18 protein-coding genes are annotated in these 25211 nt (G+C 65.3%); 7 read left to right on the top strand and 11 right to left on the bottom strand.

What is annotated here, in order from left to right:
* Positions 1-136 precede the first annotated feature (136 nt).
* Positions 137-1348, bottom strand: coding sequence for an MFS transporter (locus BUE39_RS08230; protein WP_073428161.1), 1212 nt, complete (start codon positions 1346-1348; stop codon positions 137-139).
* 352 nt (positions 1349-1700) lie between these two features.
* On the opposite strand from BUE39_RS08230, the gene xdhA reads away from it, so the two are divergent.
* Genes xdhA through xdhC form a run of 3 tightly spaced genes read left to right on the top strand, consistent with a single transcriptional unit; the run spans position 1701 to position 6238 of the window.
* Positions 1701-3218, top strand: a complete 1518-nt coding sequence (xdhA, locus tag BUE39_RS08225) for a xanthine dehydrogenase small subunit (RefSeq protein ID WP_073428160.1) — start codon at positions 1701-1703, stop codon at positions 3216-3218.
* Between the two features lie 29 nt (positions 3219-3247).
* Positions 3248-5614 (top strand): xanthine dehydrogenase molybdopterin binding subunit, encoded by a 2367-nt coding sequence (gene xdhB / locus BUE39_RS08220; protein WP_073428159.1) that lies wholly within the window; start codon positions 3248-3250, stop codon positions 5612-5614.
* A gap of 57 nt (positions 5615-5671) precedes the next feature.
* Complete coding sequence (gene xdhC, locus BUE39_RS08215) at positions 5672-6238, top strand: xanthine dehydrogenase accessory protein XdhC (RefSeq protein WP_073428296.1); 567 nt, start codon at positions 5672-5674, stop codon at positions 6236-6238.
* A gap of 112 nt (positions 6239-6350) precedes the next feature.
* Here xdhC and BUE39_RS08210 read toward each other — a convergent pair whose 3' ends face one another.
* The 3 genes from BUE39_RS08210 to BUE39_RS08200 form a co-directional block, all read right to left on the bottom strand.
* On the bottom strand, positions 6351-7325 hold the full coding sequence (locus BUE39_RS08210) for a LysR substrate-binding domain-containing protein (protein ID WP_073428158.1): 975 nt from the start codon (positions 7323-7325) through the stop codon (positions 6351-6353).
* Positions 7326-7640: 315 nt separating this feature from the next.
* Complete coding sequence (locus tag BUE39_RS08205) at positions 7641-8285, bottom strand: 2-hydroxychromene-2-carboxylate isomerase (RefSeq protein WP_073428157.1); 645 nt, start codon at positions 8283-8285, stop codon at positions 7641-7643.
* A gap of 95 nt (positions 8286-8380) precedes the next feature.
* Positions 8381-9847, bottom strand: coding sequence for a TAXI family TRAP transporter solute-binding subunit (locus BUE39_RS08200; RefSeq protein WP_073428156.1), 1467 nt, complete (start codon positions 9845-9847; stop codon positions 8381-8383).
* 655 nt (positions 9848-10502) lie between these two features.
* Here BUE39_RS08200 and BUE39_RS08195 point away from each other — a divergent pair.
* Complete coding sequence (locus BUE39_RS08195; RefSeq protein WP_073428155.1) at positions 10503-10856, top strand: BON domain-containing protein; 354 nt, start codon at positions 10503-10505, stop codon at positions 10854-10856.
* A gap of 356 nt (positions 10857-11212) precedes the next feature.
* Positions 11213-11461, top strand: a complete 249-nt coding sequence (locus BUE39_RS08190; RefSeq protein ID WP_073428154.1) for a hypothetical protein — start codon at positions 11213-11215, stop codon at positions 11459-11461.
* A 101-nt stretch (positions 11462-11562) separates the two neighbouring features.
* Here the strand turns inward: BUE39_RS08190 and BUE39_RS08185 are convergent, their stop codons facing one another.
* The 3 genes from BUE39_RS08185 to BUE39_RS08175 all read right to left on the bottom strand — a co-directional run bounded on the left by BUE39_RS08185 (position 11563) and on the right by BUE39_RS08175 (position 15752).
* Complete coding sequence (locus BUE39_RS08185) at positions 11563-12351, bottom strand: sulfite exporter TauE/SafE family protein (protein ID WP_073428153.1); 789 nt, start codon at positions 12349-12351, stop codon at positions 11563-11565.
* Positions 12352-12640: 289 nt separating this feature from the next.
* On the bottom strand, positions 12641-13300 hold the full coding sequence (locus BUE39_RS08180) for a LysE family translocator (protein WP_073428152.1): 660 nt from the start codon (positions 13298-13300) through the stop codon (positions 12641-12643).
* Between the two features lie 526 nt (positions 13301-13826).
* Entirely contained in the window at positions 13827-15752 is a 1926-nt protein-coding gene (locus tag BUE39_RS08175) for a hypothetical protein (protein ID WP_073428151.1), read from the bottom strand.
* Between the two features lie 841 nt (positions 15753-16593).
* Here BUE39_RS08175 and BUE39_RS08170 point away from each other — a divergent pair.
* Positions 16594-17679 (top strand): glycosyltransferase family 4 protein, encoded by a 1086-nt coding sequence (locus BUE39_RS08170; RefSeq protein WP_073428150.1) that lies wholly within the window; start codon positions 16594-16596, stop codon positions 17677-17679.
* 25 nt (positions 17680-17704) lie between these two features.
* Here the strand turns inward: BUE39_RS08170 and BUE39_RS08165 are convergent, their stop codons facing one another.
* The 4 genes from BUE39_RS08165 to BUE39_RS08155 form a co-directional block, all read right to left on the bottom strand.
* Positions 17705-20095, bottom strand: coding sequence for a PIG-L family deacetylase (locus tag BUE39_RS08165; protein ID WP_073428149.1), 2391 nt, complete (start codon positions 20093-20095; stop codon positions 17705-17707).
* Between the two features lie 109 nt (positions 20096-20204).
* On the bottom strand, positions 20205-20657 hold the full coding sequence (locus BUE39_RS08160) for a GDP-mannose mannosyl hydrolase (protein ID WP_073428148.1): 453 nt from the start codon (positions 20655-20657) through the stop codon (positions 20205-20207).
* Positions 20658-20720: 63 nt separating this feature from the next.
* Entirely contained in the window at positions 20721-20870 is a 150-nt protein-coding gene (locus BUE39_RS35125) for a hypothetical protein (protein ID WP_167363273.1), read from the bottom strand.
* Between the two features lie 112 nt (positions 20871-20982).
* A complete protein-coding gene (locus BUE39_RS08155; RefSeq protein ID WP_090518720.1) occupies positions 20983-23358 on the bottom strand; it encodes a hypothetical protein in 2376 nt (791 codons plus the stop codon).
* Positions 23359-24153: 795 nt separating this feature from the next.
* Between BUE39_RS08155 and BUE39_RS08150 the strand changes: the two genes are divergently transcribed.
* On the top strand, positions 24154-25137 hold the full coding sequence (locus BUE39_RS08150; RefSeq protein ID WP_073428147.1) for a GlxA family transcriptional regulator: 984 nt from the start codon (positions 24154-24156) through the stop codon (positions 25135-25137).
* Positions 25138-25211: the final 74 nt, after the last annotated feature.

The raw sequence follows: 25211 nt of genomic DNA, 5'->3' as shown, positions 1-25211 counted from the left end.
CTTTCTTTGCGGCGGCAAAGAAAGTAAGTGCCGCCCCGCACAGGGGCAACGCCAATAGACCACTAAGAAAGCAAGAAAAGGCCAACCCCGCAAGCAAACAACCGAAGCGCCGCGAAGGCAAAAAAAAGCAAAACCCTTAGAGCGCCGCAGGCAAATCAGTCACCTTAACATTCCGCAAATAAAGCAAACAACAAAGCCCCCCAGCCGCAGCCGCCGCGACCGCGGCAAACAGAAACACCGACCCATACCCAAACTCCCCGGCGATATACCCGGCCAACGGCCCGGTAATCCCAAGCGAGAGATCGAGAAACACGGAATAAGCCGACAGAGCCGCCCCACGGCTAGCAGGTGGCACAAGCCCGACGGCCTCCACCCCAAGCGAGGGAAACACCAGCGCGAATCCGAAGCCGGTCAACGCGGCCCCGGCCAGCGCGATATGCGGCTCAGGCGCCAGCCACAGCATCAACAAGCCGACGCATTCAAACGAGAACGAAACAATCGCCACACGAAACCCGCCGTAGGTCTTGATCGTGTTGGCGAACAACAAACGCGCGCCGATGAACAGCGTGCCGAACACCGTCAGCGACAAAGCCGCGTTCGGCCAATTCTTCGCGGCATAGAACAGCGTGATGAAAGTGGCGATCGAGCCGAAGCCGACGGACCCCAGCGCCAACCCGATACCGTGCGGCAACACCCGCGTGAACACGCTGCGGTACGACATCCGCTCGCCATGCACGACAGGGACCGGCGCCATCGGCCGGGCCAGATAGAAGCCGAGCGCCGCCAGCGCGATCACCAGAATGCCCAGCGCGGCAAAGCCGACCGTATGCGCAATCGCGACCCCGAGCGGCGCGCCGACCGCGAGCGCGCCATACGTCGCGATGCCGTTCCACGAAATCACCCGGGCATTGTTGGTCGTGCCCACCCGGCCGATGCCCCATAGAATCGCGCCCGTGCCGCAGAGGCTTTCGCCGAATCCGAGCACGAGGCGGCTGCACACCAGCAGCCCCAGGCTCAGCACGGGCCAGCCCTCGCACAACACCGCCAGCAACAACAGAATCCCGCTCGCGCCGCAGCCTAGCAAACCGATCGACACCGTGCGCTTCGGCCCCAGCGTATCCGCCGAACGGCCGGCCAACGGCCGCGAGGCCAGCGTCGCCAGGTATTGCACGCTGATCGCCGCGCCCGCGAGCACGGCGCTGTAACCCAGGTCGTCGTGGACGTAGCCGGGCAGCACCGCCAGCGGAATGCCGATCGTCAGGTAGCAAAGAAACGTGAAAAAGACGACTGGAATGATCTGCAGGGTCGTCGCAAATTCGCTGCGAGGTGTCGCTGAGTCGGTGGACATGGGGAAAACGAGACTTGAAAACGGCGGGAAGGCGTGATTTTCCCATGGAACCGATTCTCTTGCAGGAGTTGCTTAATAATTCGTCGGACCAAAGGCTGGCGCAAGATCCACATAGTGATCGGTTTTGGCTCCATGAAACGTCCTTTTCCCGCCTTCGGCATGGGCGAATGATGGCCGGTTAGCCGCGTAAACAGCAAAAGAGCGGCAAAACCACCCCTGCTACATAAGCCAATCGTCACTCGAACCCGTCTCTTTATCGTCTCGCGGATATGTCCCGCATGCGGCCCCCGCTATGGGTTGCCTTTATTGACGGTGATAGTTTTCGAACCGTCACCTTCGAGAGCAACGAGACATGACTGAGCCGATTCGCTTCTACCACCGCAACGCGATCCGCGAGATCGAGGACGCCCCCGTCACGCGCACGGTCCTGCAGTATCTGCGTGAGGACGCCCATTGCACCGGCACCAAGGAAGGCTGCGCCGAAGGCGACTGCGGCGCCTGCACGGTCGTGATCGGCGAGCGCAACGAGGCGGGCGGCGTCGACTTCAAGGCGGTCAACGCGTGCATCCAGTTCCTGCCGACGCTCGACGGCCGCGCGCTCTTCACCGTCGAAGACCTGCGCCAGCCGGACGGCTCGCTGCATCCGGTACAGCAGGCGCTGGTCGAGTGCCACGGCTCGCAGTGCGGTTTCTGCACGCCGGGCTTCGTCATGTCGATGTGGTCGCTGTACGAAAAGCACGGCCACGAACACGGCTGCGCGAACAAAACCGTGCCGTCGCGCGAAGCGATCGGCAACGCGCTCACCGGCAACCTGTGCCGCTGCACGGGCTACCGTCCGATCGTCGACGCGGCCGTGCGCATGTTCGAAGCGCCCGCGCCGAAAGCGCCGCTCGACATCGGCGCGCTCGCCAGAACGCTCGCCACGCTCGAGCGCGACGACACCTTCCACTATCAGCACGCCGGCCAGCGGTTCAATGCGCCGCGCACCGTCGAAGCGCTCGCGAAGATCAAGCGAGCTGAACCGGCCGCGCGCATTCTCGCGGGCAGCACGGACATCGGCCTGTGGGTCACCAAGCAGATGCGCGAACTCGGCAACGTTGTCTACGTGGGCCAGATCGCCGCATTGCAGAAGCTCGAAACGAACGACGACTGGATCGCGATCGGCGCGGGTGTCACCGTCGAAAAGGCGTATGCGGAACTCGCGAGGCACTACCCCGAACTTACCGAAATGTGGCTGCGCTTCGCGTCGCTGCCGATCCGCAATGCGGGCACGCTCGGCGGCAACATCGCGAATGGTTCGCCGATCGGCGATTCGATGCCCGGCCTGATCGCGCTCGGCGCGCGCGTGATCGTGCGCGGCGGCGAGATCGAACGCGAGATGCCGCTCGAAGACCTGTACCTCGCGTATCAGAAGAAGGACATGTCGGAGCACGAATTCGTGGTCGGGCTGAAGGTGCCGACGCGCACCGGCGCGCGCAAGAACCTGCACTTTCGCACCTACAAACTCTCGAAGCGTTTCGATTCCGACATCTCGGCCGTCTGCGCCGCGTTCTCCTTCATCGCGGACGGCAACGTGATCCGCGAGCCGCGCATCGCGTTCGGCGGCATGGCCGCCACGCCGAAACGCGCGACGCACGCCGAAGCCGTCTTGCGCGACGCCGACTGGCACGAGGCCACCGCGCAGGCCGCGATGCTCGCGCTCGGCAACGACTACGCGCCGCTCTCCGACATGCGCGCGACCAGCCACTACCGCCTCGAAGCGGCGAAGAACACGCTGTATCGCTTCTGGCTCGAAACGCGTCCGAACGATCCGCTGCCGAAAAGCGCGCTGGATGTGCGCGCGGTCGCCGCGGCGTGCGCGAACGCCTGATACGCCGCGAGCCTACGGAGAACACGACAATGAACCAGCATGCCGAGCCGTTCCTGAAAGACCTTCAGGATCAGGAAAACTTCACTCAGGTCCACGTCTCGCGTCCGCACGAATCCGCGCATTTGCATGTGAGCGGCCGCGCCACTTACACCGACGACATACCGACGCTCGCCGGCACGTTGCACGCCGCGCTCGGCCTGTCGTCGAAAGCGCACGCGAGGCTCGTGTCGATGTCGTTCGACGCAGTGCGCGCCACGCCCGGCGTGGTCGCGATCTTCACCGCCGGCGACATTCCCGGCGCCAACGACGTCGGCCCGATCATCCACGGCGACGATCCGATTCTCGCGGACGGTGTCGTGCAATACATCGGTCAGCCGATCTTCATCGTGGTCGCGACGTCGCATGAAACCGCGCGTCTCGCGGCGCGCCGGGCGGAAGTCGTCTACGAGGAACTGCCCGCGGTTCTCACCGCGCAGCAGGCGCGCGCCGCCAACCAGTCCGTGTTGCCGCCGATGAAACTCGCGCGCGGCGCGGCAGCCGCGAAGATCGCCCGCGCCGCGCATCGCGATGCCGGCGAGATGCTGCTCGGCGGTCAGGAGCAGTTCTATCTGGAAGGCCAGATTGCCTACGCGGTGCCGAAGGACGACGACGGCATGCACGTCTACTGTTCGACCCAGCATCCCACCGAGATGCAGCACCTGGTCGCGCACGCCCTGGGCGTGGCGTCGCATAACGTGCTGATCGAATGCCGGCGGATGGGCGGCGCGTTCGGCGGCAAGGAATCGCAATCGGGTCTGTTCGCGTGCTGCGCGGCGCTCGCCGCGTGGAAGCTGCTGTGCCCCGTGAAGCTGCGCCCCGATCGCGACGACGACATGATGGTCACCGGCAAGCGGCACGACTTTCACTACACGTACGAAGTGGGCTACGACGAGCACGGCGTGATCGACGGCGTGAGCGTCGACATGACCTCGCGCTGCGGTTTTTCCGCCGACCTGTCGGGTCCGGTGATGACGCGCGCGCTGTGCCACTTCGATAACGCGTACTGGCTGTCGGACGTGACAATCGACGGCTTCTGCGGCAAGACCAACACGCAGTCGAACACCGCGTTCCGCGGCTTCGGCGGTCCGCAAGGCGCGTTCGCGATCGAATACATCATGGACAACGTCGCGCGTTCGCTCGGCGCGGACGCGCTCGACGTGCGCCGCCGCAATCTGTACGGCAAGACCGAGCGCAATCAGACGCCGTATGGCCAGATCGTCGAGGACAACGTGATTCACGAACTGATCGACGAACTCGAAACGACCAGCGAATACCGCGCGCGCCGCGCGGCGATCAACGACTTCAATGCGAACAACGACGTGCTGAAAAAGGGGCTCGCGCTCACGCCGGTCAAGTTCGGCATCGCGTTCAACGTGACGCACTTCAACCAGGCCGGCGCGCTCGTGCACATCTACACCGATGGCTCGGTGCTGGTGAATCACGGCGGCACCGAAATGGGCCAGGGCTTGAACACGAAGGTCGCGCAGGTGGTCGCGCATGAACTGGGCGTCGGCTTCAAGCGCATTCGCGTCACGGCGACCGACACCAGCAAGGTCGCCAATACATCGGCGACGGCCGCATCGACCGGTTCCGATCTGAACGGCAAGGCGGCTCAGGATGCGGCGCGCCAGTTGCGCGAGCGTTTGTCGGCATTCGCCGCCGAGCGTTTCGGCGCGGGGCGGGTGAGCGCCGCCGACGTGCGGTTCGCTCACGATCGCGTGATCGTCGGCGAGACGGTGGTGCCGTTCGAGGAAGTGATCGCCAAGGCCTACCTCGCGCGCATCCAGTTGTGGTCGGATGGCTTCTACGCGACGCCGAAGCTCCATTGGGACCAGGCGAAGCTGCAAGGCCGGCCGTTCTACTACTACTCGTACGGCGCGGCGGTGTCGGAAGTGGTGATCGACACGCTGACCGGCGAAATGCGCGTGCTGCGCGCGGACGCGCTGCATGACGTGGGCGCGTCGCTGAACCCCGCGCTCGATGTCGGCCAGGTGGAAGGCGCGTTCATTCAGGGCATGGGCTGGCTCACCACCGAGGAACTGTGGTGGAACGCGGACGGCAAGCTGATGACGCACGCGCCGTCCACTTACAAGATTCCGACCGTGAACGATACGCCGCCGGTCTTCAATGTGCGGTTGTTCGCTAACCGCAATGCGGAGGACAGCATCCATCGTTCGAAGGCGACCGGCGAGCCGCCGCTGCTGCTGCCGTTCTCGGTGTTCTTTGCGATTCGCGACGCTATTTCGGCGGTCGGCGATCACACGGTCAATCCGCCGCTGAACGCGCCCGCGACGAGCGAGGAAATCCTCAAGGCAGTCGGCGCGGTGCGGGCGGCGCGCGCGGCGGCGCGGCAGTAAACTTTGAACGCAAGCGCGGCCATGATGCACGACTCGAACCCAACTGGAATGATCGCCATGAACGAGTTGCCGTCCGTTCGGACCGGCCGGCGCGGCGCACTGCAAGCGCCGCGTCCGGCGCCGCTGCATATCGTGCTGTTCGGCGCGGGGCATGTCGGCCATGCGCTCGTCACGTTGCTCGGCAGCCTGCCGTGTGTCGTGCAGTGGGTCGACGAGCGCGACGAACTGTTTCCCGACGAAACGCCCGCCAACGTGCAGATCGAAGCGACGGACACGCCCGATGCAATCGTCGACACCGCGCCGCCCGGTGCCTACTTCCTCGTGATGACGCATCACCACGCGCTCGATTTTTCGCTGGCTGAACGCATCATGCGGCGGCGCGACTTCAGCTACTTCGGCATGATCGGTTCGAAGACCAAGCGCGTGAAGTTCGAGCGGCGTTTGCTCGAGCGCGGCGTGGCTCGGGAGCGGCTCGTGGAGATGACGTGTCCGATCGGCGTGGCCGGCATCGTCGATAAGGCACCCCCGGCGATCGCGGTGGCGGTGTGCGCGGAGCTGTTGCAGGTGCGGGCGCGGCGGGCAGCGGCACAAGCGGTGACGCGGGTGCTTTGCGCGAGCGGGTGAGCGCGGCGGGGCCACGCCTCATGCAAGGCGGTCGAAGCAAGGCAGTCGAAGCAAGGCAGTCGAAGCAACGCGCCCGACATCCAGCGCCTACCTCCGAACCAAAACGTCGGCCCTATCCGCCTGACGTTGCCTTCGTGCCCGCCCGCTTCACGCGCCGCACCTTCTGCGCGACCAGCCCATCGGACACCTGCGACATCAGCGCGCGCAACCAGCCGATGTCGCTAGGCCTGTCCGGCTGCGGATGCCACATCTGATAGCACTTGATGCGCGGAAACGGAATCGGCACCTCCACAACAGCGAGCGGCAGGATGCTTGCATAGTGCGTCGCGAAACGCCGCGTGGTCGTGAAGATCAGATCCGATTGCAGCAGGGTTTGCGGCACGAGGCCGAAGTAGGGCAGCGTGGCGACGATGCGCCGCTCGGCGCGCGCCCGCGCGAAACCAATGTCGATGGCGCCGCCGCGCGCGCCGCTGTAGGGCGTGGGCGCAAGATGCGGCGCCGCGAGATACGCTTCGCGCGTCAACGGCGCGCGGGTCAGCGGATGATCGGCGCGCATCAGGCACACCACCGTATCCGAGAACAGATCGCTGCGCTCGAAACGCGGATCGGGCTTCGGCCAGTTGCCGATCACCAGGTCGAGTTCGCCGGCCTCGAGCGCCGCGGAATGATCGAGCATCGGGCTCAGCGAATCGATTTCGAGCCGCGCATGCGGCGCGGACTCGCGAAACCGCGCGATCACCGTCGGCATGAAAAAGTCGTTCAGATAATCCGGCGCGGCCACGCGAAAGGTGCGGCGCGAACGGCCGGGATCGAAGTCGCCGTGCGGCGTCGCGACGAAATCCACTTCGCGCAGCACGCGTTGCGCGGAGGCCAGCAGCGATTCGCCGTATTCGGTCGGCACCATGCCCGATTTGCCGCGCACGAGGATCGGGTCGTTCAGCGTCTCGCGCAGTTTGCGCAGCGCGGTGCTGATGGCGGGCTGGGTCTGATTCAGACGCAGCGCGGTCTGCGTGACGCTGCGCTCGACCAGCAGCGTGCGCAGCACGCGCACGAGCCAGATATCGAGGGAGGCGGCGGTGTCGTCCATGGTTCAGGCGAGGCGGTGCGAGCGGATCGGGCGCGGACAAGGCGTGCTTACGGAACCTCTCGCGCACCACCACTCGCGTAGCGGGGCGCAAAGATTATTACCTTAGGCCCGTTTGCGGTGTGGCGGCCATAGCAGGCGCGGTATGGCCGGCATCAGCCGCGCTTTTGCGACGCCACGGCTGCACACATTCGCTCGCGCGGATCGCGGCAATTCCACGGCGGGCACGCGGATCGCAGCAGTCTGTTGCGCACCGCGTGGCGCGCAAGTGCGTGTTCGGCGCGCCGCCGCGAACCAGGGCCGACTTCTGCCCCGCGCTCAGTTGTTCGGGAGGCCCGAGGGCAGCAAACTGATTCGCTTCACCTCCGCCGAGTCGAGCCAGTTCGGCGTGCGCGCGCAGTACAGCACCATCGGCAACGCGTCTTCACCCCAGAACAACTGCTCGTTCAGACGGAAGGTGGGCACGCCGTAGACGCCCAGGCTGATCGCATCCGCCGTGTTGCGCTGCAATTGCGCCTTCACTTCCTCGCTCTTGATGAGTTCGGGCCCGTCGGGAACGCCGACGCGCTCGCACAACTCGGCGAATGCCTCGTCGCTCGACGGATCACGCCCTTCACGCCAGATGAAGCGGAAAATCTCGCGCACGAAGGCGATGTCGCCATTCGCCGCGGTGGCGAGCAGCAGCGGCTTGGTGGAATCGAATGGATGAGCCGGCGGCATCTTGTAGGGAATGCCGAGTTGCTCCGCGCGAAACAGCGCGTGGCGATACATGAAGATGCGCTTGGCGGGCACGCTGTAGGCCGGCAGCTGGCCCCAGTGGCGATACAGGTCGTTCAGCACGATCGGCGTGAACACGAAGTCGAAGCCCGGCCATTTATCGTGTTGCTCGAGCAACAGATAGGTAAACGGCGAGACAAAATCGTAGAACCACAGCGGCTGCCTGGCGTCGATGCCAACGGTCATGAATGTCTCCCGGATTGCTTTTCAGAACGGTGCGTCTGCTGGATTGTCGGAATTGTAATGATCTTACGCGGTGCGCTCGCTGCTTGCACCGGTCACTAGGGTTTGCGACCGGTGTCTTCGGGCGTCTCGCCGATTTCGGCCGCTTCGTTCGCCGCGGACGGCGTGGGCGGTGTCGGCGGCGGCGATCCGGCGTCTTTCTCGTCCGGCGCGTCGCGCTGAATATCGCGGCTTTGCGTGAGCCGCGCGCGCACGAAGCCGATATGCTCGCGCAGCACATAGAACTGATCGGCGTAAGCGAGCGGCATCTTCAGACCATTGACCGACTCCTCGATCGCGTCCAGCCGTTCGATCAGCGACGCGCGCTCGGCGGCCGAATATTCGCTGAGCGCGCTGCGCTCGATCGCGATCAGCGCGCCGTACCACCGATAGATCCGCGACTTGACCCGCCACGCATACAGCGACGGCACGAGCCGCAGCGCCGGAATCAGCAACACGATCAGCGGCACCACGACCACCAGCAGACGGTCGGCGAGACTCGCGAGCCAGAACGGCAAGATCCGGTAGAGGAAGCTCTTGCCCGACTTGTAGTAGCGCGCGGCGTCGTCGCTGATCGGGAAGTCGTGCGCGAGCGGCGCGGGAAATTCGCCGGCGCGCTGCATGATGTTGGCCTTGCCGTGCACCTCGCGCGCGGCTTCGATCAGCAGATCCGAGAGCGCGGGGTGCAGCGAGTCGCGCGCCACCAGTTCGGCGGTCGGCGCCACCAGATGAATCGGCGCGGACGGCAGGTTCTTGCCCAGGTCGAACGCGCCCATCGGCATCGTGAGTTCGGTCAGATAGGGAAAGCGGCGCGTGTAGGCAGTGGCCTGCGTGAAGTCGTAGAACTGCACGTTCGGCGTGCGGTAGAGCTTGCCCATCACCGCCGGTTGCGCCGAGTCGCCAGCCAGAAATGCCGCGTCGACCTTGCCGGAGACGAGCGCCTCGGCGGCGTCGTCGCCCGAGAGCGGCAGCAGTTTGGTCGAGCCGCCCGGCACGATGCCGTTGGCCTTGAGCAGCGCGAGCGCGAGCTCACGCGTGCCGCTCCCCTCGGCGCCGACGGCGAGCCGCTGGCCCTTGAATTCGGCGAGCCGCGCGATCGTCGGACCGTGATAGAAGATCGCCAGCGGCACGTATGCCACGCTGCCGAGCGACATCAGGCCGCCGCTCGCCTGGGCCGGCGCGACGCCGTCCTGCACGAAGCCGACGTCGACATCCGAGTTCGGGTCCGAAAGCCGCTTGAGATTCTGCAGCGAGCCTTCGGAGGGCAGCACGTTCAGCGTGATGCGGTTGCGCGCCAGGATCTCCTTGTACTTTTGCGCCGCGGTCCAGAAGGTGCTGCCTTCGGGGCCGGCGCTGATCGTCAGCGTGCTGGGCGGGGCGGGCTGGATCAGCCGCACGGCGACCCAGATGGCCGCGACGGCGATCAGCAGAATCGGCCCGAACGAGACGGCCAGATCGCGCCAGGAGATCGCGACGAAACGGGCAACGAGACGGGGAGGGCCTTTGCGGCCGGTGGCGGGCTTCATCGGATGACGTGACGGCTACGCTCGAAAGGACACAGGTTGACGGCGCTTCGTGGCGCACGACTGAACGAAAACGCACGCGCCATGCCAGGGCCGGCTGCCGCGAACGCCGGGCAAACCGCGCGGCGGCGCGCGTCGCGCCCGATGGTACCCGAGATTCATGCGGCGGCGAAAAGCGCGGCGTCGATGCCGCCGAGAAACCCGTAACAAAACGTGAATGGCGCATGTACGGCGCATGAATGCCGCGTGAACGATTGCTCGAATCGTGGGTAAGCGAGGCTGAACCGACGGACAATCGGCCCGCGAGCCGCACCCGCCGCACGTCTCGCGCATGACTAAACCCTTTGCGCTTCTCGCCCGCCTGGATTAAATTGTCGTTCGCTGCCGCGAACACACGTTTGCGCGGCGCGACCCGGCACGACACACAAGAACCGGGCGCGCCGGCGGACTTCGCGGCTTGCCGGCGCCCGTGCCGCATCGCATGCAGCCGTCGCATGCGGTAACGGCAGCCGGCCTCTCTCGCCTCTCGCACACCGTGTCGCCGCCTCAGTCGGCCGTCGCCGCGCCGCGCCTTGTCGCGCCGCGCGAACGGTCGCCGGTAGTCGTAACGAAGCCGCTTGTATAGGCGGTCCAATGTGAAGCTAAGGAGAAGAGAGCTATGAAATCGGTCGGTTTTCTGAAAACGCTGGGCTCGGTGGTGGCGATGGTGGTGGCGTGCAACGTGTACGCTCAGGCAAGCGATGCATCGGCAACCGGCACGACCGCGGCACCGGCTGCCAGCGCCAAGTCCACCAAGAAGGCGAATAGCCAGCTCGGCCGCAAGGTGCGCGCCGCGATTGGCAAGGTGCAAGGCGTCGACGTGTCGAGCATCTCCGTGCGTGCTCGCGGCGGCGCCGTGACGCTGACGGGCTCGGTGCCCGACCAAGGCCAGATCGACGCCGCCGGCGAAGCCGCCAAGAGCGTCCCCGGCGTGACGTCGGTATCGAACAAGCTGAACGTCATGCAGCAGTAAGCGGGCCGCGTCGGCGCGCGAGCATCACGCGGGCAGCATCGAGCGGGCGCGATGACAGCCGCATTCGTGCGGGCTTGAACCGCGGGCGTCGTATGCGGCATGCGTGTATCGGCTGCCGCGCACGCGGTTTCATCCCGTCGTGCGCCAGCGTGATGCGCGGCAAGACCAGGGCTCCGGCGAAAAATGCCGGGGCCTTTTTTATTTTCCCGCGCGGATTTTTGAAGCGGTGATGATGGGTCACACGGCATGAATCGCGGCCGCCGCGAGCGGGCGTCGCCGCCGTCGTCCGTGCGCTATGACACACAATTGACGCGGCTTGAAGCGTAGTGTGATGGATGGGAACCGGAGTCAACGCCATGGAATCCACGCTTTTGCGCTACACCGATTTGCCGATCGGCGATCGGGCGGCTTTCGAACTGGTGTGCGCCCGGCACGGTTTTGCGCCGGCGCACTTCGACATCAGCGTCTGCATGGACCCGGCCGATGCCGCGCACGAGCGACTCATCACGGTGCGGCGCGGCGGTTGGGCGCAGTCCTATCACGACCGTCATGGTCAATGGATCCGGCAGTTCGAGGCCGATCTGAACTGCAGGTTCTTCAAGTAGCCGTAGCCGCGCTGAAGGCAGGGGCAGTCGTATCGGCCGTGCTTTGGTGCGCTCGCAACATCAGTAGATAAGGCGCGCTATCCCGCCGGCCGCATCGACCATCAAGCCAGCACGAGCCGCACGCCGACCAGCGTCAGCGTGGCGGCGAGCAGATTGCGCAGCAGCGCATCCGGCGCGCGCGCCGACAGGTAGCTGCCGATCGCGATGCCCGGCAGTGAGCCCACCAGCAGCGACAGCAGCATCGACCAGTCGACCGAACCCAGCAGCCAATGGCCCGTGCCCGCCAGCAGCGTGAGCGGCACCGCATGCGCGATGTCGGAGCCGACGATGCGCGTGGTCGGCAGCAACGGATACAGCAGCAGCAACACCGTCACGCCGATGGCCCCCGCGCCCACCGAAGTCAGCGACACCAGCACGCCGAGCACCGCGCCCGTCACCATGGTGAGGACGAGGGTGCGCCCCTGGGTGGGTGCGCGCTGGCGGAGCGCGCCGAGCGCCGCGAGTTGCGGACGGAACACCAGCGCCACCGCCGTGATCAGCAGCGCCACGCCGAGCACGATCTGGATCAGCCGGCTCGCGCCCGGCGTATCCATGCCATAGCGATGCAGCAGGATCAGCGTGAGGGTGGCGGCGGGCACGCTGCCGGCCGCGAGGCGCAGCGTGACCTGCCAGTCGATCGAGCCTTTCAGGCCGTGCACCAGCGTGCCGGTCGCCTTCGTGGCGGACGCGTACAGCAAGTCGGTGCCGACCGCGGTGGCCGGATGCACGTTGAACAGCAGAACGAGGATCGGCGTCATCAGCGAGCCGCCGCCGACGCCCGTCAGTCCGACCAGAAAGCCGACGAACAGGCCGGAGACGGAGTACAGCAGATCGATATGGGGAAGAGCCATTGAGCGGACCGCGGACGGTCGGGTGGGTTGGACAGTTAGGCGCCAGGGCCGGCGCGTGCATGCCTTGCACGCTCGGCGGATGTCGGCGGAAGGCCCGCCGCGGCGCGGCGAAAGGCGCTATTGTCGCAAAACCGCCGCGCTTGCGTGCGGAAACACCGTGACGGCTATGCCGGGTGTGTGTACGAAGCGCCGTCACGGCCCATGCGGGACTCGCATGAGGCGTGCGAGGAGCGCGACGGCGCGTCGTCTTGCGCCGCTAACGTCGGCGGCGCATCCGCGCGCGCTCCGCTCAAAGCGCGCGGCGAATCTCGACGATGCCGAAGGCCGCGAGCGTGAGCCCGACCGCCTTGTCGATCGCGACGCGCAGCTTGCTGCCGATCGCATGGCGCGCGAACGACACCACGGTCACGAGGAAACACCACCACGCGATCGAGCCGCAAAACACGCCGCCCACCGTGGTGAGCGCGATGCTCGATGAAAACGCGCCGCGCGGCGCGAGCGTGGTGAACAGCGCGGCGAACATGATGACGGTTTGCGGATTGGTCAGCGTGAGCAGCAGCGAACTTGCATAGGCGCGCAGCGCGCCAGCGCGGCCGATCTGCGCGAGCTGGCCGGTGCCGCCGTTGCTGCTCTCGCCGTTGCCGTTTGCCGCGTCGACGGGGGATTTTTGCAGCAACGTGCGCACGCCGAGATAAAGCAGAAAGAGACCCGCGAGCAGATGCAGAGGCCGGTCATAGGCGAGCATGAACTGCGAGATGCCGACGAGGCCGAGCGCCGCGATCAAGCCATAGACCGCATCGCCGGTCGCGATGCCGAAGCCGATCGCAAGCCCCGCGCGCGGACCGCCGGTCAGCGTGCGGCGGATGCACAGCATGCCCATCGGGCCGACCGGCGCTGCAATCGCGAGGCCGACGCCCGCGGCGGTGAGAAAAAGACTGGTGGTGGACATGGGCAATCCTGCCTGGTTGTTCTGATTTGCCGCGCTTCGGCCGCGGTTCGCGCCGGAGTGCGGGCGCGTGCGCCATTGTGAGCGAAGCTGCGTCCCTGGTCGACGAACGCAAAATGGAAGTGAAGGTGAAAGCAGATGACGGCTGACGGCTGACGACGAGAGCCCGCCCTGCGGGGCGGGCTTGCGCGTTTTTAGTGTTTCTTCTGAGTGGCCGACGTGCTAGGCGCCACGCGGATCGGCGGCGCGCCCGAAGGCGACGTGGCGGGTTGGGGTTTCTTCGGTTGCTTCGGTTTCTTGACTTCCCGGTTACTACGCATTTGACCTTTTGCCATGATGGACTCCCAATTGGCTTATTTTCGCTCCACGTGGAAGCAATTAGGTAGTGTGCGCTGATTTTGCCGTGCGTGCCGGGGTTTTTGCCTTTTCGCCGATGCGTTCACCGCCCCGCGTGCGCGACCCCGGAAAAAACGTCAGCCGGCCCTGGAGCCGGCTGACGTTTTTGCGTCCGCTGAAGCGAAGCGCGGGGTTAAATCCCGACGTACCCCACCGGAACCGTTGCGTTGGCCTTCGCAACCGACGCATTGTTCGACACCACATACACCGGCGATTCGGTCAGGTTCAGCGTGAGCACACCGTTGCTGTAGTTCGCGCTCGTCGCATTGCCCATCATGTCGACCACCTTCACGGTGCCGCTCGTGCCCGGCGCGTCCACGTTGAGGCTGTACGACACGCTATAGGTCGAGCTGAAACCCGCGCTCGCGTTCCAGACGCTGTTGTTGTGCGCCCACAAGGCGGTGATCGCCGCGCCGTTGCCCACTTGCTGGAACGCGTAGGCGTAGACGCCGGTCGGCGTGCCGTTCACGGGGCCGAGCGTGGTGGTGCCGTCGAGCGTATGCGTCAACGCGCTGATCGCCATCGCGACCGGCTTCGGGCTGATGTTCGACGCGCCGAATGCGCCCTGCGCATCGGCCAGATCGAAGAACGTGCCGTAGCCGACCTCGTTCGGATAATCCGCGCCATAGAACACGTAGGTCTGATCCGCGCCTTCGCCGAGCGTGATGATGTGCATGCGCGCGGCCACCGCGGCTTGCGCGTACAACACGTTCGCGCTCGGATAGTTCGGGCCATACGCGCTGCCGAGGTCGTAGCTGATGCCGGCTTCCGTCGAGAACAGCTTCATGCCCGGGCGATAGTCGCTGGCCATTTCCGCGCGCAGATTGCGCATCTGGCCGCGCAGCGAACCGTCGGCGGTGGCGGGATCGGCGTCGTAGCGCTCGGGCGGATGCGACGGCGAGGTGCCCGCGTCGTAGTAGCCGTGCGTGGCCACCGCGTCGATGTACTGACCGAAGCCGAGCGACGCGAGGCGCTTCAGGCGCGTCGTGGTCAGGCTCGGGAACGCATCGGTCGGGCCCATCACCACCGCGTGCGGATCCGTCGAGTGAATGCCCGTATGGACCGCCTTGTACAACGCGACGAAGTTCGCGTCGGTGTCGGTCCACATCTGGTTCGGCTCCCACGTCACCTGATAGTAGTTCGCCGACTGGCTCGGGAAGTACGCCGCGCGAATCGCGTTCGACTCGGTGCCGACGCGGCCCATGTAGCTCTGGTAGTACGACAGGTCGGTCGGCAGTCGCGTGTCGTCCTGGAACGCGCCGGTGCTGCTCGCCCACGCGGGAATCCCGTCGAGACGGATCAGGCGCATCACCTTGCCGGACTTGTAGAACGCGTCGAGGTTGCCGGCCGACGGGTTGAACGTGTTCGGCCCGTTCGGCTCCATCGTCGAGAGCTGGCGATCGTCGATGGTCGACGAAATGCCCAGGGCGGCAAGCAGCGGACCGTTGCCGTTCGCGCCCTGCATGCCGAAACGGTGCTGCTCCTGGCGCGCATAGATGACCGTGGGAACGATGCCGGAAAGATTCGGCGTCACGCCGAAGGTCGCGATGCCGACCGGACGCGTGCCGGCTTGCGGCAACTGCCCGCCGTTTTGCGCGAGCGTGCCGGTCGCCGCGAAATAGCCGGCCAGCGTCGACGTGCAATTGAACGTGATGGTTTTCTGGCCGCTCGCCACGGCCGTGCTGCCGCTTGCCGCGACCTTGCCGAGCGTATCCGTGACGGCCCAGTTCAGCGTGTCCGCGCTCGGCGCGTTGGTGGTGAAGGCAAGCTGGAAAGTGGCGCCTTGGGCGAAGATGCGGGTGCCGTCCGCGCTGGGCGTATCCGCGGCGATCGTCGCGCTGCCCGAGCCCGCCGACGTGACCGGCGACGCGCAACTCAGCTTCGCGGTGGATTTGCCCGCGGCGTTCAGCGCGGTCGAGCCGCTGCTCGTGCTGCCGCTGGTGCCGTTGGTGCCATTCGCCTGCGTGGCCGCGGCGCCGCTGGCACTGTCGCCGCCACCGCCGCCGCATGCGGCGAGCGCGAGGGAAAGCGTGGAGAGAAGGAATAAGCGAGGTTTCATCGATCTGTCAGCCATGCGTTGGTGGACACCCGTCCGGCTCTTCGCGCGAGGCGCGTGGGGAGACGGAGCGAACGTCGCGGTCATTTGCGAGCCGGCCGGCGCGCGAAGCGTCGGCACTGGCAGTCCTGGTTGCGCAACGATTCAATTGCGCGAACGTGATGGTCTTCCCGGGTCGTCGGTCAAAAAGCGCGTCTTTCGGAGAACCTCACGTCATACGAAACGGCTTTTCAAACGAAATGAATCTGGCGGAATCCGACGATCAGGAGGTACGACGAAAAGACTCGTTGCTCAGAGGAATAGCGCGATGAGCGCTGGAGTACTTCGCCTCATTCACTTTCAGCGGATGAAGTTCTTTCCTTCTGTCTGTGATTAAACGCACGAATGGGAAGAATCGACCGCCACGATACGCATTAGTCTGCTTAAAAGAAGTAACGACTCGTAACGTATGAACATTCAATCAGCACTATTTGCATCGATCGGATGAAAGGCAATATCTGTTGAAAACCGTCTTTATCCGCCAATGAAAATTGGGCATGCGAATAGCCGAGCCGGATACCTAACTATCCACTCCGGCGGCAATCACCCGCGAAATGGGCGCTGGCGCTCATTGCGCAGCCGATCGAATCTTGGAGTTGGCGTAAAAGCGCTGGGCCTTGGGTGTAACTTGTCCGGGCGACAGTGACTTCGCAGCGGAACTGTCGCTGTTCTCGGAGACGGTCGCCTTTCGAAGAAAGGCGCCAAATACACACAAGAATGGATGCCGAAGTCAGTGAGGGCCGGTGCAGGGCTTCGGCGTGTCCATCCGCTGCGCAAAAAAGGCGGTTATCCAGAGAGATAAATCGTGAGAATTCTTCAATTGGTTCACGCACCGCGGTTGTCCGGGGCAGAAGTACTCGTCAAAGGTCTCGCCATTCACCATCAGCGCGCCGGCCATGAAGTTTGTGTGGCTTCGCTGCTTCCGCAACAGGACGATTTCGCCGGCATTCGTGCGGAGCTTCAGGCCGCCGGCGTCACGTGTCTGTTTCCTCGGGCTCGCCACGGCAGAGTGGGCAAACTGCTGCATCTATATCGTGTGGTGCGCCAGTTTCGGCCCGACTTCATCGTGGCTCACGCCACGCTCGCCGCGTTGTATGTGCGGCTGCTGCCTGTGCATACGCCCATCGCATGGGTGATGCATTCCGGCGTCAACGATTTCGAAAACGGCGCGCTCAAGCGAGCGGAACGCCTGTTGTCGCGCCGGGCGAGGGCGATCATCGGCGTGTCGCAACAAAATATCGACGACTATCTGCGCGAAATCGGCACGCATCCGTCTTTGGTCGTGATTCCGAACGGCGTGGACGCCTCTCAGTTCGCGGAGCACGACGACGCACCCGCGCCGGGTCTCGCGGCGCCCGCGAAGCAGATCGTTCAGTTGGGCCGCTATATCGAGGGCAAGAGCCAGCTCGATACCGTTCGCGCGTTCGAACGCGTGGTGCAAAGCGAGCCCGACGCGCGGCTGCTGTTGTGCGGTGTCGTGGAAGACCCCTCCTATCACGAGGCGGTGTTGTCGCTCGTGACTCGGCTCGGGCTGGAGAGCAAGGTGACGGTATGCGGCCCGCGAACCGATGTCGCGGCGATTCTCGGCGCCTCCCGTGTGTTCGCGATGCCGTCGCGCTTCGAGGCGCAGAGCATCGGTTTTCTGGAGGCGCTCGCGTCGGGCATTCCGGTTGTCGCGAGCCGGATTCCGTCGTTCGGTTTTGCGAGCGGATTCGCCGGCGTCAGCCTCGTCGATACGACGGATTGCGAAGCCTACGGTCGCGCGTTGCTGAATGCGCTCGACATGCCGCGAGCGAAACGGCAACTCGCAGGCTATACGCTGCACGACACCGCGGATCGCTACATGACGATCGCGCGCAAGTTCGTTCATCCGCTGCACGTGTCCGCCTGAGTCGAACCCGAACGACCGGCTTTCGCTACCGCGCGAGCCGGTCGATTCGCACTGTCTCCGAAAAAAGCCCGGGCAGTTCGCCGAGTTCCTGCGCGGCGCCCAACGCGAAATCCTCCGTCACCGCGTAGCGCGACAGCGCCGCTGAGCCGCCCGTGAAATAAAAATCTCCAAGCGTCGCATCGACTCTCCGATACAGCACGAGCGCCGCATGGCCGTTCTCGCGCACGAATGCCGGGAAAACATCCGACCACGACATGCCGCTCAATGTCGCCGCCTGAATCGGCGTGCTCGTCGCGTCGTGCGGATTCATCGTGGCGATGTCGATCATGGCGTCGCCGTTGCTACCGTCGAGGTGCGGTGTCAGCAGAATCAGCGCATGGCTGTCTTTGCCCTGTGTCGCGCCTGCCGTTACTTTCACGAAGTCCGGGGAGAAACGAGGCGGCAATGGTTTGCGCTCGCCGAGCGTCAGACGCGCGCCGTCGTTGGCGATTGGGGTGAGTGCGAGCCGCCCGTCGACGTTCTCCACCGCGACGAGTGACGCGCGCGATCCTGCCATCTTGAGCGGCACAAAGTTGGCGTTTTGCCGCAGGTTTCTGGCTTGCGCCCAAAGCGCCGGTGCGGAGCCGGAAGATCCCGCGGACGACGCCACCCATAGATCGAGCCCGCTATCGGCGCGCTTCTGCGCGATCAGCACGCCGGCTCGCCCCGTTCCCGTGAAGTCCGCCGCCACATATTGCTGCGTGAGTTCGGGCTTGAACGCGCTGCTGGTTTGCAGCCAGAGACGGGGCGCCTCGAAGCGCGCCCCGGTGCTCCGCAGCAACCAGAAAGCGGTGCCCGCTTGACGCGCGGTGACGACCATCAAATCCGCCTTGCCGTCGCCGTCGAAATCGCCGAGCAGGAAGCGCGCGCTGTCGAAGCACAGCTTGTCGTTCGCGCAACTCGGCGAGAGCGCGCGGGGATCGAAAGGCACGGCGCTGGCATACCAGAGCGCGGGGCGCGACGCCTTCGCCAGCGCCACGGCATACACGTTGAATCCCGGTCCGTGGGGCTGCCGTTGAACATACACCGCCGCTTGCTCGCCGCTGCCCGCGAGGTCGCCGTACATGGCGGTGGCGAGCCGCGCGTCGTTCGCCTGCGTGCGTTGCGTGGCGGCCCATCGAAAGCGGGTGGTGAGCGCGGTGCAGCCGCGCATGACGAGTTCGCCGGCGTTCTCGCCGAGGCAATGCCGTTGCGGCGTGTAGACGAGGCCGAAGTCCCACGGCGTCCAGCGCTGCGCCATGTCCCATTGATCGCAGGTTTCGGAGACCAGATACCCGTCGCGCTCGGCGATGCATTGCGAAGTGAGCACGCTGACGAGCGCGGCGTTGCGCGTGTTGCCGGGATAAACCGTCAGCGGCTCCCATCGCCATTGCTGCGCGGCCGAGCCGTCGCACGCGGCCAGCGTCGGCGCATGGCCCGCGCCCGCGGAACTCAGGCAACGGCTCGCCGCCGCATTGAATAGCTGCACGGGACGGGACTGAAAATCCGCCGCGCGCCGATCGCTGCGATCGGCAAACGCATAGCGGCGCGCAATCCAGTTGCCGTCCCATTGAAACTCGCCGAACACATGCGAGGACTCGCCGCCGTCGATCGAAAAGTAGCTGGCGACGATGTCGCGCTTGCGTTGCACTTCGGCGGCGGGAAGATTGCCGGGCCAGCCGCCGGTAGGGTAGGTGACGTGATATTCGATCGGCACGCTCTTGCCGAGCGTCTGCGCGACATGGCGCGTGATGCGCGCGGCGTAGATGTGGTCGGGATGCTCGATGAACGGCACGGTATCGGGATTCAGCGTGAAGATCTCCGACGCCGGCGCGAGGATCGCTTGCAGCGTCGCCGAAAGCGAGTCGCGGTCGTACTTCACGCGCGCGGAGCCGTCCGCGTTCATCGGATAGGTCGACAGCGTGGCGTGCTGTTCCCACAGCAAGCCGAGCGGCTCGCGCCCGCCGCGCACGCCGCCGCCCGGCAAGCGGAATTCGAGCAGGCGGACTTGCGGCTTGTCCTTCAACACCATCTGATGCACGAGCTTGCCGGCAATCGCGATAGTGGATTCGAGCCATTCGTCGCGCACGCCGGCCATGCGTGCATACGCGAGCCGCGAGGCGCGCTCGCGGGTCTGCACATAGGCGAAGTCCGCGCCGTTGGCTCCGCCGATCAGATGAACGGTGGTGATGCACCAGCCGGCGTCGAGACGCTCGCTGATGGCGGGGTCCACGAAGAGCAGATCGTCATCGAGATGCGCGACCACCGTGATCAGCGTGCCGGGGCTGCAATCGGCCGCGCGCGCGGCAACCGGGAGGACGGCGAGCAATAGAAGCGCGAGAAGCGCGAGCAAGGCGGTGAATGAATCGCGAACGAACCGGGTTGCCGATAATCGCATGATGATTCGAGTCCTGACGGTGGGCTCGATCTTACTGTAGGGGCCTGGCCCGCCACGTTGCCGAACTCGCAGTGGACTCGCATTCGCTGCCGCCGCGCAGAATGCCGTGCTAGCGGAAATAGGCCTTGGTGTTCTCGTGAACATCCACGCGCGCGAGCAGGTCCGACGGCGCGAGCCAGAGATAGCCGCTGTGCTGATCGGGCCGGCCGATCGGCACGGCGCTGCTGAACGTCAGCGAGTAAGCGAGCACGATGTAGTGGGTCGACACGTCCGGCTCGTCGGCGAAGTTGTCGTGGTAGTGATGTTCGTAGACGCCCTCGAAGCGCGCGCTGGAACGCGCCAGGCTGCCGATGCCCAGTTCGGCTTCGGCGACGCGCGCGAACGCCGCGTCGAGGGTCTCGTCCTTGAGAATGCGCCCGCCGGGCACGAACCAGGTGCCGCGCGCGGGGCGGTTGCGGCGATGCCCGATCAGCACGCGCCCGTCGGCGTCCCTGACGATCAGGTCGATCGAGACCAGAGGCGTTAGGCGGACCACGTCCAGGAAGTCGATCCCCGTCAGCATGTCATCTCCAGTGAGGCGTGTGTCGTTTTCATTTCAGCGTGCGCCGTGGTGGTCGCGAATCCGCTACGGATCGCGACGGTCGTCGTCGTGCCGGGCGAGGCGGCCTGAAACGTTCGCCAGCAGCAGCACCAGCGCGACGGCGCCGATCGTCGCGAAGAGAAACGCGCCGATCATCGCCGCCAGCACCAGCATCGTCCATGCAAGGCCGCTCATGTTTCGGCTCCAGCGTGTTGATTTTCATGCTAACCGCCCGCGCACGGACTCTCTGTGCGCCAGCACCCGCGGGGACTGTCGCCTGACGCCGAAGTATCGCCAGCTCGCGCCGCTAGCGTGCGACATAGCCTTCCGGCGTCGTGACCGCGTCCTTGAACACGTCGGCGTTGCCGGAGACCACGTAGAGCGGCGCCGGCGACAGCTTCAGGTTCGCCACGCCGTCGCGGTACGGCACGCGCGTGGCGTTGCCCATCATGTCGAACGCGGTCACTTCGCCGGCACTGCCCGGCGCGTCGACCCGCAGCCGATAGTCCGCGCCGCGGCTCGCGTCGAAGCCTGTTCTCGCGTTCCACCTGGCGTTGTCGTGCGTCCATAGCGCGGTCACGATCTTGCCGCCGCCGAGCCGGAGGAACGCATAGGCATGGACGCCTTTCGGCAACCCTTTGAGCGGTCCGAGCGTGCTGGTTCCGTCGACGATGCGCGTCATCGCCGCCACCGCGAGTGCGGCCGGCTTCGGACTGATGTTGGACGGACCATAGGCGCCCTTCGGATGATCGAGCTCGAAGAAAATGCCGTAGCCGGGCGCGGCGTCCGGCATGTCCGCGAGATAGAACACATAGGTCATGTCCGCGCCTTCGCCGAGCAGGATCAGATGCGTGCGCGCGACGACCGCGGCTTGCGCGTACAGCACGTTCGCGCCCGGATAGTGCTTGCCATACGACTCGCCGATGTCGTAGCTGATGCCGGTTTCGGTCACGAAGAGCGGCGCGCCGGGTTTCAGGTACTGACGGAGTTCGTGGCGCAGCGCCCGCATCGAGGCGGGCAGCGCGCCCGGCACGGTGCCTTGATTGCCGGTGTCGACGACGCGCTCGGGCGGATGCGACGGCGTCGTGCCGATGTCGTAATAGCCGTGCACGGTCATGCCGTCCATGTAGCGGCCGATGCCGAGCGGGCCGAGTCGGCGCATCCACGTCACGTTGCCCTGCACCGACGAATAGGTCGGGCCCATCACCACCGCGCGCGGATCGGTCTGATGGATGCCTTCCCACACGGCCTTGTACATCGCGACGAAATTGGCGTCGGTGTCGCGCCACGGCAGCCCGCCGTCCGCGTCCGGCTCCCACGTCACCTGATAGTAGTTGTCGCGCTGTTTGGGGAACCAGGTCGTGCGAACGCGGTTCGACTCGGCGCCGACCTTCGCCATGTAGTCCTTCATCTGCGCGAGCGAGGTCGGCGCATAGCTGTGCGTTTGCTTGCCGTTCGGGCTCGCCCACTGCGGAATACCGTCGAGCTGGATCAGGCGCATGATGTCGCCGCCCTTGAAGAAGGGCGTGAGCGGCTTCGCGGCGGGATCGAAGGTGCCGGGTTGTTTCGGCTCTTCCATGTACCAGTTGCGGTTGTCGTTGGCCCACGCAAGCCCGAGCGCGGTGTACACCGGCCGATAGCCGTCGCCGTCGCAGCAGTGTTGCCCCGGCGCGAGATACGCGGTTCCCTGTCCGCCGAATCGATGCAGATCCTGGTACGGAAAGCGCACGGCGGGTAATGCGGCCGACGTGTCGGGCAGCACGCCGAAAGTGGCGATGCCCGCAGGCCGCGTGCCGCGCGATTCGAGCTGGCCCTGGGCGCGTTCCAGCGAGGCGGAGACGGCGAAGTACCCGGCCACGCTCGACGCGCAACTGAGCGTGGAGGAGGTCGAGCCCGCCGCGACGCTGAAGCGTCCGCTCGCGCGCACGGCGTTCCAGCTATCGCGTATCTGCCAGTCGAGCGTGTCGCCTTGCGTCGGGCGCGTGGTGAAGACGAGCGCGAACGGTTGGCCGGCCGTGAAAAGGCGCGTGCCGTCGCCTGGCGTGTCGGCTTCGAGCAGATCGCCGTTCGCGGCCGCGCGAGCTTGCGACGACGGCGCGGCGCAACGCAGCCCTTGGCCGGGCGGCGCCTTTAATTCATTGGACGCAGCCGCCGATTGCGCTGATTGCGCCGATTGCGTTTTGAGCGATGCGTCATTCGCCGTGGCGATCGCCGCCGACGCCACGCTCGCCGCGGCATTGGCATTGGCATTGGCATTGGCATTGGCCTTGGCATTGGCCTTGGCCTTGGCATCGCCCTTCGCCGCCCCAGCCGCGCCGGCCGCAACCATGCAGCGCTTCTCCACACCCGGCGCCGGATCGCCGAACACGCCGTTGTTGCATTCGGCGCTGTTCGTGAACGCCTTGACGACATGCTGTTCGACCGTGCCATACAGCACGTCGCGCGTGCCGCTGAAACGACAGGTGCCGTATTCCGCCGCGCACGGTGTCCACTTTGCGCCGTCGACGGCGATCTCGGCACGGCTCGTGGCCTGCTGGTCCGCACCGGCCGCGCCGCCCCGAACGGCGGCGAGCCCGAGCACGAACAAGACCGCCGCCGCGATGGCGACGCGCCGCATGGGCCCGCGCTCGACCGACCCGCCGATGCGCGTGCGCGGCGCGCGATGTTCGCATGGATTCGACATATGTTTCCCGCGTCTTTTGCTGCAGTTGCTCGCGACGATGCGTCGCCCAACTGCTAGTTCACCAGGCCGGAGCCGCCTTGCCTCGCCCCGGTATCGCAAACTGTTGCGGAAATCGCATAGCGTATTTCCGCAATCCCCTGGCGGAATTCGACCGGCCTTCAGCCGACGGCATCCGCCATTGCCCCGTCTATTGCACAGCGGGCTCAGGTTGTCTTATTACCGTGTTTCACGTCTGAAACATTAATCGACTTGTTTATATTCTTCAGTTCCAATTACAACAAATTAATTAATCTTGCCGCGCCGGGAATTGCTTATATTAGAGACTCGCTTTGCTAATTGTCTGTCCCGGATTGTATCGTCGGAACAAAGCCGAAGCGGCGCCGCTTGCAGAAAATCCCGCACGGATAGGCAAATCATGCTTGCCACGACCGCCGGGCCGGGAACAATCACCCGCAACGAACGAAATAGCGGGCTGAACGATTAGCAACTTCCACGTTTCGAGTAGCTGCCGTGTGTGTGCTGGCGTACTAAATGGCTTTTCTGTTTGCATTAAGATTCGCAAACTGCAAATCGATTCATATGTTGAATCGGCAATTAATTCAATGAAAAACAGGTGGGCGGAAAGATTGATCCGAAATCGACTGACTGGCCGCCTGTTCGATACGCCAGCCTGTCTCTCCTTTCAGACATGGCGATTAAATGCTGGATTGGCGGTGGCCATGATGCGCCGCACAGGCGGCCGCTCCGTGGCCGTCCAGGGTGAAAGTAGATCCGTTTTCTGGTGAGAGGATGACTATGACCTGCGCGAGTCTCGAGTCTGCAATGCTGCGTTGGGTGCACGCTCCGAACAAGGGTATGCGGCGCATCGCGATATTGATGTTCAACGACTGCTCGTTGCAGGGCGCCGGCGTCGTTGCCGAGGTTTTCCAGGCAGCGAACGAACTGGCTTCGTCCGGCACCGGCGGTTGGACCTACGACGTTTCTTTCCTGTCCGCCGACGGCGGCATGGTGACTTCCTCGTCCGCGTTGCGGGTCTGGACAGACGGACTCGATGCGCGCCACTACGGCGGCTTCGACGCGCTCTACGTGGCGGGCGGCAAGGGCGCGGCGGCCGCGGCCGGCGACGAGCGGCTGATCGCGTGGCTGCGTCGCATTCGGCGCAACACCGGCATGATCCGCCCGATCGCGGAAGGCCGCGCGCTGCTCGAGGCGGCCTACGTGCCGGACGGCAAGGAGAGCGCCGAATTCCGCGCGCAGCCGATCCCGCCGCGCCAGTCCGAACCGAGTGCCGACGCGGGCGACCGGCTCGAATCGATGAGAAGCGCGCTCGCCATGATCAAGCGCGATCTCGGCAGCGCGACCGCCCGCACGGTGGCAGAACGGCTGCTCGCCGATTCCTGCTCGAACCTCGCGCCGTTGCTCGGCGAGGACGGCGGCCTGAGCCCAGGCGACAAGGTGCGCGCGGCGGCGCGCTGGCTGCAGGAAAACTGCCAGCAGGCGATTTCGATCGCCGACGCGGCGCAGTTCGCCGCGATGAGCGAACGCAACTTCCTGCGCCGCTTCAAGATGGAAATGGGCATCACGCCCTCGAGCTTTCTGTTGCACGAACGCCTTGCGGTGACGTGCAGCCTGTTGACCGAATCCGAATTGCCCGTCGACAAGATTGCCCGGCGCACGGGCATGGGCAACGGTGACCGGCTCGCGAAGGTGTTCCGCAAGCGGATGAGAATTTCTCCCACCGAATTCCGCATTCAAAGCCGGCGCATGGTCGGCGAATAACGCAGACGGGGCCAACTGGAAGGCCGCGCGCGAATGCGCGCCGCCAGTCAATGTTTTCGTGGACTTCTGGAAAG

It is taken from the genome of Paraburkholderia terricola (genome assembly GCF_900142195.1).
GTDB classification, from domain to species: domain Bacteria; phylum Pseudomonadota; class Gammaproteobacteria; order Burkholderiales; family Burkholderiaceae; genus Paraburkholderia; species Paraburkholderia terricola.
This window is presented reverse-complemented; position numbering and strand designations above follow the sequence as displayed.